Here is a 13,808-nt window from a genome sequence, read left to right as displayed (position 1 = left end):
AACCTATGTCTCTTGAATTTAAACATTTTGATACCAGGCTAAATCAATGGATTCATTCTGATGGAGACAAGAATAATCCTTATTCAATTTTAACTGAAAAGTTAGATAATACCTTACTAGAGTCATTCCTTCCAGGTAAAGAATTTTCCTTTGGGCATATTGATGAATATAGTAAGTCAGAAGATTTACAAAATCATCCAGAGGGACATACTCTTTTATTGTCTTCTAAAACTAGATTACTTTATGGTAAGCCGGAATGTTTAGAAGTAATTGATAAATTATGCCCAGACAGAAAAGATCGTGGTGCTTACGGTTCAATCTTTTTGGGTGCTTGTAAAAACTCAATTAATGAAGAATTAAATATTTTAGTTGTCGATGATTCTAATGGAGAGAATGAAGGATTTATTGAACAGCAAGATGCGTTCAAATTAGTAGGCGACTGCTATGGGCAAATATCTACTGAACTATATCACCGTTTAACCCAAACAGATAAACAGCAAGATTATCATGTTATTCAATATCGTTTTGGCTGGACAGAAGCCGATGGAGAAGATACAAAATACCGTTTTGGAAAAGGAACACTAAGACCATACAATTTAGCAGAAATAAAATACGCTGACCCCAAAAATAAAATTAAAATAGACTTAATCATTCCTATATCAAGTTTCAAAGGTACAGACAAAGACAACCCTAATGGTGCTAGTAAACCCCAAATCAAACCAGGATTGTACCAACAAAAAATCTGGTTAGGAGAAAAGTCGCAATCCGAGCGAGGGAAGACAGCGATATCTCAACTGTTGGCATCGTTCCCTCAAGGAATCAAGGATTTCGCTGAGGAGTTAGAGGCACAAGCCCAGAAATTAGCTCAAGTTCAAGATGACCCCAGGAAAGTAGCACAACTGTACTGTGAGAAGTATGAAAAACGGAAGGCTTTTACTGAGGAGCAGAAAGCCTCTGTAGTGCAAGAAATTACTGAACAAGCTGTTGATGGCTCACTTGTTAAGCAGTTAGAACTATTCAAGCTGAGTAGCGCTGATGAAGAAAATGACCAATCCCAGAAAGATGATTTATTAATTTATAAGCTTATAAAAGCTGACTTAATCGGTGGACATAATCAGCTTTTGGAAACTGAAAAAGTTAGACAAGAACTGAGTAAGTTTGTCCAAAACGAATGGAGAGACATTGCACTGGGAAAAACCCTAATTTTTGATAGGGGAATGATTATTCCCTCCAAGGAACTGAAAAATGGTGAAATCTGCGTACCTTGGTTAGATGATGGCGAAAAGGTGCTAAATTTTCGTTCTCCCTTCCTCAACGCCAATGGTTTGTGTGTCTCAATTAATAAGCGTGTTGAAGATAGATTAGCTCCAGATGGAAAGAATTTAGAAGGCCTTATCATAGTCAATGATGAAGACCACAAGCGCATATTAACAAGGCTTGAGGCTGATGAAATTGCACCATTAGAAACCGAGTCAGAACGCCAGGGACGAGACTTTGATGGCGACTGTATCGGCGTAGCATTAGCAAGTAAATATCCGAATTTTACAGCAGAAGCCGAGTATAGAAACCAGAGAGAAAATGCTTATACTCCTACTATTAAATTGAAGAAACAGTCTTTTTATCTACCAGATGGTACACAACCACCCTTTGAAGAAATCGCCATCCACATGAGCGATAGTATTAGTGTTGGCGTGATTAATAATCAAGTGACGGCATTAGAAGCACTTGAATCAGAAATTGAGATATTAAAAACTTATGGTACACCTGAACAGAAATCAAAATACTTAGACCAAGTTTCTCATCACTATGAAAGCTTATTTGAGGCGGAAAATCATGAGAAACTCAAACCAATTAGGGCAGAGTATAAACCATATATGCAGGAGTTTGTAACTCTGTCGCAAGCCCCGACTAGAACTCCCGAAATCATCCAACAGGCGATGGATGTTAATAGACAAATGTACCGCAACATGATTGAAGAAGGGTGTTACCAAAACCAAATAGCAGTAGATTTATTTAAAAGCGCCAAAAAGCCAGAAATGGACTTAGTTAGAGAAAACAGCCGCTACTTATATCGAGAGGTTAACTATATCAAAGATAAAAAATCCCGAACAGCTTATTTAAACACGGGAATAACTACCACAGGTTATTCTCCAGTAGAACTGCTCATTAATCAAACCAATAAATATTTCCAACAGTCACAACTGGAATCGCGCCCAATTGTTCAGTTTCAGGATTTGTTCAAGGGAGTGGAGTTTACCCCACAGCAAAAGTTTAGTGCGATCGCTGCCAAATATGAGTTTGATCAGAAGTTTAACGCAGCTGTGGCAATGGAAAGAAAGCGGGAAACAGAACGTGGCCCTTGTGCTGTTATCCAAACGCAGCAGGGGGCGCAACTAGAAATTACCAATCTCACCCGCTACGGACATCCCCTCATTTGGAAAGCGCAGACTATTAACCTGAAGTTAGAAGCTATTCATGAGAAATCCCAAACCAAAGAACGCCCTCATAAGTTAATGGCAGTGGCGCAAATCAATAATGAAATTGGGGATGATGGTAAACCCGCATATCGAAAACTGGGGACAGTAAGCCAACAGTCGGTAGAGGATCATCATCTCAAACCGGGAATGTCCACCAACAACGCAAAACTACTGGAACTCAAACCAGAATTGAGCCGAGGACAAACCAAGTTAATGTTCCAGCAAGCTTACTTGGCGGCTGAAGCATTCCGAGAAAGTATACCAGAACAAGAGCGACTATCTGCGGCGGCAGCAGCATGGAGTGTCGGTGCAGCTAGACAAGACGAACTTGAAGATAAACAATCTCACGCTCAAGCCCAGAAGAAAATCCCCAACTTTGTGTTTGCTGCATTCGGTGATGAAATTGTCTCACAATTAAACCAGTTGCAATTCACGGAATTGACATTAGGCACACTGGGCAATGAAGCCAACAATTTTCACGAGAAAGTTTGGAATCCACAGGAAAAATACCTCATTCAAATCAGAGCTTCGCACCATCCACCAGGACACGAACGCCACGCTTCTCGGTTAGTATTTGTGCAAGATGGCGACGGGGACTACAAAGAATACGCCATGCTGGAGCCAAGAACGGGACAGCTACCCATTGGCACAAAAGCACAAGCCAACATCACTCCTGGAGAGACATACACAGCTAACGCCACCATTCAAGTATCAGGAAAAGAACCTGTAGAGTTCACCATCCGGGAAATTAGTAAGTTTGCTTATGTAGGTAAGAGTTTCAACAATGAACCAATGACTTTAGCTATTGGTACAGTCAGCGTTCCAAACCAAGCGGTAAAAATTAAGCTAGATGGTAAAACCTTGGGTGAATTAGACAGTGATTCAGTTAAGCAGCTTCAAGCATTTAACTATATTAAAGATGGCAATCAGCTAAATTTAAAACTCACCACTATCCCCGACAGTAAGGAAAACGCCTTTGCGCTCGCTTCTTCACCGAATGGCAATTTACTTAAGATTAATAAGATTAACTTCTATGACTTTCAAGGTCAAACGTTTAACGATGACTACCGCAAATTTACTTTAGAAGTACCAGCATCAAAAACTAGAGATGCAGTATTTCTGGGAGGAGAACTGTTAGGAGTATTGCACTTTAAAAAGGATAAAGCAGCTCTCAAAGAGTTGGGGATTTTACAATTTGGAAAATTGACCCCAGTAGAAGCGACGCTGCAAAGCAATTTTACGACAACTGTACTGAAAGTTGACCCCAGTACTGTCGAATATCCCCAAGTGTGGACAAAAGAAACTCAAGCATTTGGGACATATAAGGTCAATCAAGAGCAGCAGGTAATGATAGAGAAAGCTGCACCCATACTGCAAAAAATCAAAGAGCGACCCACAATACTATTTGCTAGTGCCGAAGATAAAATGCTTGGCATTACACAGATGGCAGTAGATAACCATAAAGTCGAAACTGTAACGAAATGGTTAAGTCAGCAGAATGTCGCGTTTACTAAAGTGTCACCCGAAGATGTACCTCTGGAAACTAAAAAGGGATTGGCGGTTTTTAACTTGGTCAGTTCGTCCATTCCTGAATCTGTCTATCAGGCGATGACTCTGAAGTTTGGAAGTGTGATTGAGTCACAAAATCATTATGACCAGAAAGTGCGATCGCTGCCTGATAGACCGAAGTATCTCAAACCACCAGAGTTACTGAAGAACAATCAGACCAGTAATCAAAAAACTCCAGGTGTCACCCAGGACATTCAAAAAGATGTGGCAACTGGTGACAAGTTAGAACAAAACCAGCAGGCTCAGAGCGCCAGTTCATCATCTGCGTGCGCGGTGAGTGTTGATTACTTGAGAGATTGGTACAGTGCGGCTGATAAATTGGGGAAGTCCGAGAGCTATAAACAAAGGATTGTCGAGATAGCAAATCAGTTTAAGTCTAGTGGGCAATTATCACCCGCCGCATTGATGGCAATGAGGAAAGATACAGAAGAATATCAGTCGATTAGTCGGCTGACCAAAATCGCTCAGAGAATAGGAGACGTTTTGGGGCAACCTGGAGAGGATGGTTTTACTTATGTGCGGGGGAAAATATATGATCTGGTATTCAATGCTCAGACCAAGGATTTAGTGATCTCTCAAAAAGATGGAGAGGTAATTTTGAGCGTGCAATCAGGTCAGGTACAGAGCAATAAATTAACGCCAGAAATTTTGCATGCTTTCGAGAATGCTAATACTCAAATTGATCAGAATCTAGCACAATCTAGACAGAGAAATCAGGAATTTCACCCATAAAAAGCTTAAAATTCTGAAATCTCAATAATATTAGCAATTCTCGATTTATTGAGTTATTTAGAAAAATCTAAGAGGCAGGTATTACTTTGAATTTAGATAAAGTTCATTATTTTGATATAAATATTTACTATCATCTATAAAATTATTAATTGAACTGTTAGATAAATCCGAATCATTCAGAATTTGAATACCTTCTAACTGTAATTTATTCTTTTGGTTAAAAACGTACTTTGTTAAATAACCTTTAGAGTCTAAGATACGGTGAATTGGATAATCATCGGCAGATGTTTTTTTAATATAAATAGGAATAGCTCTGAGATAGCTGTTATCTACTCCAATAGCTTGAATTATTTGTTTATAAGTTACTACTTTGCCTGCTGGTATTTTTATGATAAAATTAAGAAAACGTTCATAAGGATTTTCAGGCAAGGCTGGGAATTGATCAGTTTGAATCTGAATATTATTTCCACCACAGATTATACCTGAATTAATAACTACGCCTAAAATACCTCTTTTATATTGAATAGTTTTTAATGAATTAACTAAATGAGTTATGCGTTTACATGGCTCACAATGAAAAGTTAAACGAATAGCAGCACCACTATCAAAAGTTATAAGAGAACCAGGAGTAAAATTTTCAGATTTTATTCCTGCTATGATAAAATTTTCTCGTAATTCTCCTGGGGGAATTGTTAAATCTACAATATCTTCATATCTAACAAATAAAACTTGCCTGGGACTGATGGGGTTAGCATTAATATCTTCTTCTATACCATAACCTTCTTTCAATATGACTTTCTCAACTTCTCTCATTACTGAACCATGCTTATGTTTAATAAAAAGATGTAAAATAGAACCATTATCACTAGACATACACTAATAATTAACCTAAAAATGAAGATTGAGTCTATTCGCTTGAAAAATATTAAAGTAGAACAAAATACTATATTACAAGAAATTTTTCACTTAGCCTCGAATCCTAATTGTGATTCGACTAAAATACAGCAACTACATCAGACTTTAATTACAAAATCAATAATAATTGAAAAAGTATGCACCAAAAAGCAAGCAATACCAGCAAATCTGACACATCAATCTCGAAAAATCTACTCATGGATAAAATTTTTGACAGATGAATATTATCTACAACTCCACCTAAAAAATACTTGTTATTTATGGGAAATTGCTAAACATATCTTGAGTATGCGTGGTCAAAAAGCCCTGCAATTAATGATTGGAATAACCAATTTAGCTGGGATATATCAAGGCAAAATGTCTACTATTTCAGCTAATATCATGATTAGCGAGGGCTTTATAAATGCCCCAAATGAAGTATTGCAAGCATTAGTAGAATCTGCTATTTTTGGCAAGAGTCAACATAATACACAAATAATTAGAGCCTTTGCCAGTACACAAGAATACAGCAATATTTTGTTAGAGCTTGATTTGATTGCTGAGGTAGTGGCAGAGAAGGCAAAAGGTAAGTTTTATGATCTAGATAAGTTATTTGAGCAGGTAAATCAGGAATATTTCGCTGCCAGTCTTGCTAAACCACGTCTAGCATGGAGTCGAATTAATACTTACCGTAAATTAGGACACTATGAGTTAGCTAGAGATAGAGTAGTTATAAGTTTGACTCTTGATGATCCTAAAGTACCTAGATTTGTAGTTGAGTTTGTCCTGTATCATGAATTGTTACATAAGTACTACGGTACGAAGTGGGTTGATGGAAGACGAATGGTTCATACGAAAGAATTTCGAGCTAGTGAAAGCAAATTTAAATTTTATAATGAAGCATCGAGATGGCTAGAAAAAGCAACAGAGGGCTAAAATTAAACATCAAAACTTATATTTTTTAATCAGATTATTTTTTTATCTCAGAAATTAAAATGTCGTTGTTTTATTGGCTAGATATGATAAAACAAAACCAAGGTGAACGAGTTCAACTAAATTTAGATATAACATCAGAATTATATGAAACAATAAACAATTTAAAAGAACAAATGAATGGAGATACTGCTGAAGTATTGTTAAAAGCAATCGCTCTTTTAGAGGTAACTATAGAAGCCAAGCAGAAAGGTAGGCACATTTGGATTACAGACGATAAGCAAAACCTGGAAACTGAAATTGTAGGTTTTTAGCCCATGACAGAAGTAAAAGATATCTCACAAATAATTGCTAGCAAAGGTGAAAATCCTTTAGTTGTATCAATAATAAGCAAACAGTCTGAAGAATATGCAAAAATTGAATGCAAGCTGCGAAAACTGAAGTTTAAACAAGAACTTAGAAAAGATTGGATTTTATTTATACTTAGAGATGTAATAATATTTTCCGCAATTATACTTTTTATTTTGGCAGCTAGTGGTTATTCCTTATTTATGCACATTTATAGGTGATGATATACGATTATTCGTCAGAAGTTGAAAAAAAATAAAGCGATGAGGATTAGCCACATCGCTAGGCTCTTATTAGCCAACAATCCCAATCACTGCCGCCAGCACACCAGCAGCGCGATCGCCTGTTGGTATAAATACCCGCTTACGCCATTGGATAATTTCGGTGAAACATCCAACAGCCAGAAGCTTTTCAGTTAGTGAGAGGGCATCGACTATTTCTAGACGAGGCTCACCAGCAACAAAAGAACGTCGCAAAGTTACGCCACCTGGGAGTTGCTGCGAATAGCCTTCGTTTAACACCAGTAAAACCAGTTCTGCTGGAGAAAGAAGTTTGTTCTTCATGCCCAATTGTTCAGCCACAGACTGAATATCTTGTGCATTGACCACCCGTCCCAGAATCTTCTGACCATCCGAAGTTTGCAGGCGAAATACCCGACTGTTCTTCTGGGGCAGAATTTTCCAAATTGGTAGCAATATTCCTGTGACCAAGTGCAGGTAATCGGTGGTAAATCTGGGTAATTCGTCTACCTCCTTCGACCAAGCTGCAACAAACGCATCGACTGAAACCGCTTTCCAAGTAGAAGATTCCAGCTTATCAACAGGGACACGGGTTTCCTTTTGGGGACGAACGAGTAGAACCCGTGGCACAGCACCACCATCACTATCAAAGAAGCTATGAGTAGGAATTGACACGGCAGCATTGCCCGATGTTGCATTTACTATGAGTCGCCCCTGGTGTTGGGTTGCGAATTCCAGCATTTCGACAGCCGTTTTAATGTTGGTTTTCTGAACTTGCTCAACCTTCAAGTAGTTAGTTACGCTACCAGTTTGAGGATGAGTATAAACTGATTCGCAACTTTCTACAGTAAACCGTTCAGCCCGAAGCGTTTCTACTCCGATTTCAAACACACCATTGGCGATCGCCGTTTCAATTTGCTGACTCAACAACAACTCAAAACGCTCGAAAATCACGTTTTGCATCCCAATTGTTAAAGCCAGCAAGCGATTGAGGAACTGTCGCAGAGGTGGGAGGTCTATTTTCATGCCGCCTTCATGGGAAGTCAGGCTAAGTCCAGTCATTTGCTCAAATTTTCCCAAAGGAACTTCGTGGAACCGACCTTGGAATATTTGCTTGAATAATTCATACAGTGCATACTCTGCATACTGAGATTCTAGGTTATCCTTGGTATCAAAGATGCCATTACCCCCAGTCTGCCGTTGCCCACGAGTAAGTGCGCCGAGGCTATCGAGTCGTCTAGCAATGGTCGAAATGAACCTGCGCTCACCTCTGACATCGGTGGTCACAGGACGGAACACTGGTGCAGATGCTTGGTTAGTCCGGTGAGAGCGCCCAAGCCCTTGAATAGCATTGTCTGCTCTCCAACCGGCTTCCAATAAATAGTGCGATCGCCGCCGACGATTGAGTGCATTCAAGTCAGCATGGTAACTGCGACCAGTACCACCAGCATCAGAGAAGATGAGAATTTGCTTATCTCCCACCATGAATGCGTTAGTTTCCGCAATGTTAGCGCCAGCGCCCCGTGAATCAACAAACAAGCGTCCAGAATCATCCTTGAGAATGCGCTTACTCCGTCCTGTAACTTCAGCAATTTGCTTGTGACCAAAGTACCAAAGGAGTTGTTCTAAAGCACCGGGAATGGGGTCAAGACTGGCCAATTTATCGATTAAGGCATCTCGCAAAGTCACAGCTTCAGCCGATACAATGGGTGAGCCATCGTGATCAAAGGCTGGTTCGGAGCGTTCATCGCCATCTTCAAGAGAATAAATCTCATGCAAGTGGACAGGAAACGCACTTAGCAGGTAGTCCATGACATATTCTCGTGGAGTTAGGTCAAGGTTTAAATCCTTCCACTCGTCTGCCGAAACTTCATTGAGTCGCCGCTTGAGTAATTCTTCATTGGTAGAAACTATTTGAATTACAACAGCATTGCCTTGGGCTAAATCTTGCTCAATCGCTTTGATTAATTGAGGGCATTTCATCCCCGTGAGCAAATGGTTAAAGAATCTTTGCTTGTGGGACTCAAACTGCGAGAACGCAGACATTTTAGCCATGCGATTGTAAGTTTTTGCACCAGTGATGTTACAAACTTCTAGCGCTTTCTCTAAATTATTATGAATAACCTGAAAAGCGTCCGCGTAACTATCATAAATCCTTTCTTGAGTAGGAGTGAGTTCGATTTCTAACATCTCATACTCAACGCCATCGAATGAAAGCGATCGTGCCAGATACAGACCCAAAGCCTTCAAATCCCTGGCAACAACTTCCATCGCCGCAATGCCACCGACTTCGATAGACTCTACAAAATCCTCACGGTTCGTAAACGGGAAATCACCAGTCTGCCAAAGTCCCAAGCGATTGGCATAAGACAAGTTTGAGACAATGGTTGCTCCGGTGGCAGAGACGTAGATAATCCGTGCAAGAGGTAGTGCATTTTGTAGCCGTAACCCGACAATGCCTTGCATGGATGCTTTCATCATGCCCAGTTTGCCTTCTTGTGCCATCGCGTTACCCATTGCATGACATTCATCGAAAGCGATCGCTCCCTCAAAGTCTTTACCAGCCCACTCGACGATTTGCTTAAGCCGACTTTTGCCGTTCTTTTGAGAGCGCAGGGTTGAGTATGTGCAGAACAGAATGCCTTGGGTGAAAGGGATGCGATCGCCTAGTTTGATGTTACTGAGGTCTATAATGTCTTTCTCATTACCACCTAAAGCACACCAATCGCGTCGGGCATCTTCAATAAGTGCAGAGCTTTTGGAAATCCAGATGGCTTTCTGGCGACCCTGACACCAATTATCCAATATAATACCCGCACACTGTCGTCCTTTGCCAGCACCAGTGCCATCGCCCAAGAACCACCCACGGCGAAATCTAACGGCATTTTCTTCGCTATTTGCTGCTACTTTAATATTGTCCCAAGAATCATCCACCAAGTAAGAACCTGACAGAAACTCAGAGTGCGCTTGACCTGCGTAGATCACGCTTTCTAATTGTGCTTCAGATAGCAATCCTTGTGTGACGATGTGCTGAGGGAGATAGGGTTTGTAGGTGGATGCAGGGGGCGAGACGAGAGCCAGGGCTGCGCTTTCACACAGTAGTGAGGGATGAGGTTTTGCGGCTTTGATTCTCAAGCGTTGTGGGCGATATGTTTCATACAGTGCATCTTTGAGTCCTTCGATGGCAACCCAATCGACAACTTCATAGTTGAGAACTGCAACATCCTGAAATTGAGATAATACCTGATCAAGCGGGGTGGATTGAGTGGGTTTTGACTTAACACTTAAAGAAATCGGTTTAAGTACAGAAGCTTGAGCATTCAGTTTAGGTTGTTCCCACACTGGTCGCGGCGGAAGTTCCTCAATTAGTCTGGACAGTTCTCCAAGCTCAACAGTATGCTCAATGCAAGGGATGTTATTTGGATCAGCAGCCGGGATTTTATCAATCACCGTAATGCGGGTTTCCATCGTTGTCCCGTGCTTGCAGTAAACCTTACCACTGACTCCAACCGACAGCACTAAGCTGGCTTTCTCCTGAAACTTAACAAAAGTCTCGCGCCAATTAGGATTAGCTGGTGAGAACCAATTAGCAGAAATTGCCACCAGTCGTCCGCGATCGCACAGTCTTTGCAATGCTGAGTTGATATGCCGTGGTGTAGCATCAGGGTTGCGACTGTTGACCTTGGGAGATGCTGAGAAAGGAGGGTTCATCAGCACTACAGATGGCTGAGTTTTACCAGCTAGATAGTCGTTGATTTGTTCAGCATTCACAGAGAATAGTGGAGTCCCAGGAAACAAGCGCCGGAGAATCTTTGTTCTATCGGCAGCCAGTTCGTTGAGCATTAGACTTGCACCTTGAAGTTTTGCGAACTGGGCTAAAATACCAGTACCAGCAGATGGCTCCAAAACTAAATCAAGAGCCGTGATTTGTCCGGCAACAGAAACCAAATAAGCCAGAGACAACGGGGTACTAAACTGCTGAAGTTTTAATTGTTCCTCGCTCCGACGGGTGTGTGTGGGACACAGAGACTCAAGCAGTTGCAATTCTTCCAGAGGATTGTCAGATAAACCCTTGAGCCGCAAGTACAAAATTGCCGCCACTTCAACAGCTTCGTAGGCATCTTTCCACTGCCACGCGCCTTCTGCTGCTGTCCCGTGGAACTGGCGATTCATCTGGGATTGAATCGTTTTTGTGGTCAGTGGTCGTTGCTCAATTAAGAATTTGGCGAGTTCTTGAGCAACGTTGACTACCGATTGCCCGTAATCTAAAACAGTTTGCACGTCAAAAAGAGAACCTTGTGTAGCGATGAGGCTCACCATATGTCTAATGTATAAATTTTCTCTAAAACTTGGCGTAGCCAGAACTGCTCCAGATGTTGTCCAGAGCAGTTGTGAATTTGAGCGATGGGCTACGCCCCACCGTTCAACTAAATTAAATGGGTATTAGTTTTTGATTTTAAGCAGCATTCTTGCGTGGTCTGCCGAGTTTGCGAAGCGATTCACCCTCGGCAGATTTCGTTGTTTTAGTGGAAGTAGTCTTTTTGGTAGTTCTGGTACGTTTTGGTTGTACTTTTTGAACTGGTGGTAACAGTCTTAATGTAGAGAAGGGTACAACTGATTGAGTTTCGACGGTACTATTTTGGAATGCTAATTCTAACTCCCAAGGGTCAGGCAGTTGTTCAAATTGTGGGGCAATTTGCTGAGGTTCTGGTTCTAATTGTTCAGAGTTTGAAATTGGTTTAAACTGAGGTGTTACTGCTGATATTGTGGATTTGGAAATTACCTTTGGCTGTGCAAATGTAACGGTTGGTAATGGCACTGCGTAAAGCCCATCTACAAAGTCGAAAATCATCAGGGTAACAAAGCTCATAACAATAACTTCAATAACCAATGTAAGTGTAGATTGAATGTCCATCGTTTTTCTCCAGTATTTGTAGTTTTCATAAAAGTCACGCAAAGCGTTAGAAGTCTCATACTAAACTATGAGACTTCTAAAATAAGTGTTAAAAAGGAATAGAAATCTCCTCATCTTTAAACAAATTGTTGGGAAGATTTGAGGTTAGAGATTTAGTTAACGCTCGAATCATCTTGTAGTTTTCAGAATGCCAACAGGTATCGCTAAGGGAATTATTCAACCATTTTTCAAGTTGATTTTGTAATTGAGGAGAATTCAGAATTACCTCTTTTTCTTCAACAGTCCATTGTCTTTGACTGCCATCAGAGACAGCCTCAAAAATATACTCGACTTCAGGTGATAGTAAGTTCATGTTTCTTAATGCTATAACTCACCTAAATTTCGCGCAGCGACTTCTATTCATGAAGTTACCAAACCTTGATCTCCAAACTATTGATCGCATCATTGAAATGGCATGGGAAGATAGAACACCTTTTGATGTTATTAAAACTCAGTTTGGGCTACAAGAGAAACAGGTAATTCTCTTAATGCGGCAGCAAATGAAAGAATCCAGTTTTCGTATGTGGCGAGAGCGAGTTACCAAACGCAAGACAAAACATTTATTTAAGCGAGAGTTTATTGCAGGTAGGTTTAAGTCACAAAATCAAAAATCATGAACATGAATCTTTGACAAGTGCAATGGTCGCTTTGCGAACAGACATTGCCATCGCATCTGGTAAACATAGCCAATAAAATAAAAATTACTGTCAGGATAAAACAAGTGGCTATTGTATTTGTTTCTGTAAATATTCCACCAGAAAGAGTCAAAACTTTTAGGCATATTAATGATAAAGACGCTATAGCTTTGCAGGAAATTGAGATATCAAGAGTTCCTTGCGTGGGAGAATTTATTAGGTATAAAGGACATGATGGCAAATTAACGAAGGTAGTTCATAACATAGACATTAATAGCCGTAACTCTTTAAATATAATCAACTCAGAAGCTTTTATTGATGTGCTGTTATGCGATTCATGATTTAATTATTGTTAATTAATTACCTATATATATCATGATAAAATCTTAATTATGAGGATAAATAAAAAAAACTAAATCTTCATCAGGAGGTGAAATAATGACTCAATCTAAAGATGGCAACGGACAAGGAGAATATAATCCTGAAGTCGAGTTTGAATACTTGGCAGCAGATGTCTGGATTAAATCAGACTCTGAAGGAAACAGAGACGTTGCCTATACTGAAGATGTCTTAGAAGCATTGGAAGAGAATGATGAAGAGTCAGACTCTGAAGATGAAGAATAGCATCTAATTAACTTATGCCCCTAGCTTACACCTGGGGGCTTTCCTCACCATCTCTTCTGATTGGAGTATAGCTTATGTTAACCACAAGCATTATTCATCCTCTGCATTTCCAAATTATTCGTAGAGAAGGTACGACTTGGTATTTTAAAAATGGAGGTGTTTTTTATAACCGCACTGGTGAACCCATTCCTGAAAGTGACAGAGAAAGGTTGTTTGGTATAACTAAAAATAAAATAGTAATTGAATTGTTCCGCATCAATGGCGGTAACGCTGGTTATTACCTTGTCAATCTTCGAGATAAAAAATATTACTACTGTGGTGATAACTGGGAAGATGTCAAAACTAAATTACAGGAATTAGGGATTGGCAAAGATGAGCCAAATTATCAGTCTTAAGTACAAAA

Annotated in this window: 12 protein-coding genes; 8 read left to right on the top strand and 4 right to left on the bottom strand. The window is 40.1% G+C overall.

Annotation, left to right across the window (positions count from 1 at the left end):
• Positions 1 to 5: 5 nt before the first annotated feature.
• The gene (locus FD725_RS30090; protein ID WP_179051863.1) at positions 6 to 4,778 is read left to right on the top strand and encodes a hypothetical protein; all 4,773 of its coding nucleotides are present in this window, start codon (positions 6 to 8) and stop codon (positions 4,776 to 4,778) included.
• Positions 4,779 to 4,859: 81 nt separating this feature from the next.
• Here FD725_RS30090 and FD725_RS30085 read toward each other — a convergent pair whose 3' ends face one another.
• A complete protein-coding gene (locus FD725_RS30085) occupies positions 4,860 to 5,651 on the bottom strand; it encodes an MGMT family protein (RefSeq protein ID WP_179051862.1) in 792 nt (263 codons plus the stop codon).
• Between the two features lie 21 nt (positions 5,652 to 5,672).
• On the opposite strand from FD725_RS30085, the gene FD725_RS30080 reads away from it, so the two are divergent.
• From FD725_RS30080 to FD725_RS30070, 3 genes are read left to right on the top strand one after another with little or no spacing between them, the layout of a single operon-like run.
• Positions 5,673 to 6,608 carry a M48 family peptidase gene (locus FD725_RS30080; RefSeq protein ID WP_179051861.1) on the top strand — a complete coding sequence of 312 codons (936 nt, stop codon included), beginning with the start codon at positions 5,673 to 5,675 and terminating at the stop codon, positions 6,606 to 6,608.
• A gap of 59 nt (positions 6,609 to 6,667) precedes the next feature.
• Entirely contained in the window at positions 6,668 to 6,919 is a 252-nt protein-coding gene (locus FD725_RS30075) for a DNA-binding protein (protein WP_256872001.1), read from the top strand.
• Between the two features lie 3 nt (positions 6,920 to 6,922).
• The gene (locus FD725_RS30070) at positions 6,923 to 7,174 is read left to right on the top strand and encodes a hypothetical protein (protein ID WP_179051860.1); all 252 of its coding nucleotides are present in this window, start codon (positions 6,923 to 6,925) and stop codon (positions 7,172 to 7,174) included.
• A gap of 72 nt (positions 7,175 to 7,246) precedes the next feature.
• Here the strand turns inward: FD725_RS30070 and FD725_RS30065 are convergent, their stop codons facing one another.
• From FD725_RS30065 to FD725_RS30055, 3 genes are all read right to left on the bottom strand, one after another.
• Positions 7,247 to 11,512, bottom strand: coding sequence for a strawberry notch-like NTP hydrolase domain-containing protein (locus tag FD725_RS30065; RefSeq protein WP_179051859.1), 4,266 nt, complete (start codon positions 11,510 to 11,512; stop codon positions 7,247 to 7,249).
• A gap of 136 nt (positions 11,513 to 11,648) precedes the next feature.
• The gene (locus FD725_RS30060) at positions 11,649 to 12,107 is read right to left on the bottom strand and encodes a hypothetical protein (RefSeq protein WP_179051858.1); all 459 of its coding nucleotides are present in this window, start codon (positions 12,105 to 12,107) and stop codon (positions 11,649 to 11,651) included.
• Between the two features lie 88 nt (positions 12,108 to 12,195).
• Entirely contained in the window at positions 12,196 to 12,459 is a 264-nt protein-coding gene (locus tag FD725_RS30055) for a hypothetical protein (protein ID WP_179051857.1), read from the bottom strand.
• Positions 12,460 to 12,508: 49 nt separating this feature from the next.
• On the opposite strand from FD725_RS30055, the gene FD725_RS30050 reads away from it, so the two are divergent.
• The 4 genes from FD725_RS30050 (at position 12,509) to FD725_RS30035 (ending at position 13,800) form a co-directional block, all read left to right on the top strand.
• Entirely contained in the window at positions 12,509 to 12,763 is a 255-nt protein-coding gene (locus tag FD725_RS30050; RefSeq protein WP_179051856.1) for a TIGR03643 family protein, read from the top strand.
• A 104-nt stretch (positions 12,764 to 12,867) separates the two neighbouring features.
• The gene (locus FD725_RS30045; protein WP_179051855.1) at positions 12,868 to 13,122 is read left to right on the top strand and encodes a hypothetical protein; all 255 of its coding nucleotides are present in this window, start codon (positions 12,868 to 12,870) and stop codon (positions 13,120 to 13,122) included.
• Positions 13,123 to 13,219: 97 nt separating this feature from the next.
• A complete protein-coding gene (locus tag FD725_RS30040; protein WP_179051810.1) occupies positions 13,220 to 13,405 on the top strand; it encodes a hypothetical protein in 186 nt (61 codons plus the stop codon).
• A gap of 74 nt (positions 13,406 to 13,479) precedes the next feature.
• Positions 13,480 to 13,800 (top strand): hypothetical protein, encoded by a 321-nt coding sequence (locus tag FD725_RS30035; protein WP_179051809.1) that lies wholly within the window; start codon positions 13,480 to 13,482, stop codon positions 13,798 to 13,800.
• The last annotated feature ends 8 nt before the right edge of the window (positions 13,801 to 13,808 follow it).

The sequence above is a fragment of the Nostoc sp. TCL26-01 genome (assembly GCF_013393945.1).
Classification (GTDB): Bacteria; Cyanobacteriota; Cyanobacteriia; order Cyanobacteriales; family Nostocaceae; genus Trichormus.
This window is presented reverse-complemented; position numbering and strand designations above follow the sequence as displayed.

Bases quoted from the DNA above. Each gene is read 5' to 3' on its own strand.
- FD725_RS30075 (WP_256872001.1), top strand. From the start codon at position 6,668: ATGTCGTTGTTTTATTGGCTAGATATGATAAAACAAAACCAAGGTGAA.
- FD725_RS30050 (WP_179051856.1), top strand. From the start codon at position 12,509: ATGAAGTTACCAAACCTTGATCTCCAAACTATTGATCGCATCATTGAA.
- FD725_RS30060 (WP_179051858.1), bottom strand. From the start codon at position 12,107: ATGGACATTCAATCTACACTTACATTGGTTATTGAAGTTATTGTTATG.
- FD725_RS30080 (WP_179051861.1), top strand. From the start codon at position 5,673: ATGAAGATTGAGTCTATTCGCTTGAAAAATATTAAAGTAGAACAAAAT.
- FD725_RS30055 (WP_179051857.1), bottom strand. From the start codon at position 12,459: ATGAACTTACTATCACCTGAAGTCGAGTATATTTTTGAGGCTGTCTCT.
- FD725_RS30090 (WP_179051863.1), top strand. From the start codon at position 6: ATGTCTCTTGAATTTAAACATTTTGATACCAGGCTAAATCAATGGATT.
- FD725_RS30035 (WP_179051809.1), top strand. From the start codon at position 13,480: ATGTTAACCACAAGCATTATTCATCCTCTGCATTTCCAAATTATTCGT.
- FD725_RS30040 (WP_179051810.1), top strand. From the start codon at position 13,220: ATGACTCAATCTAAAGATGGCAACGGACAAGGAGAATATAATCCTGAA.
- FD725_RS30065 (WP_179051859.1), bottom strand. From the start codon at position 11,512: ATGGTGAGCCTCATCGCTACACAAGGTTCTCTTTTTGACGTGCAAACT.
- FD725_RS30085 (WP_179051862.1), bottom strand. From the start codon at position 5,651: ATGTCTAGTGATAATGGTTCTATTTTACATCTTTTTATTAAACATAAG.
- FD725_RS30070 (WP_179051860.1), top strand. From the start codon at position 6,923: ATGACAGAAGTAAAAGATATCTCACAAATAATTGCTAGCAAAGGTGAA.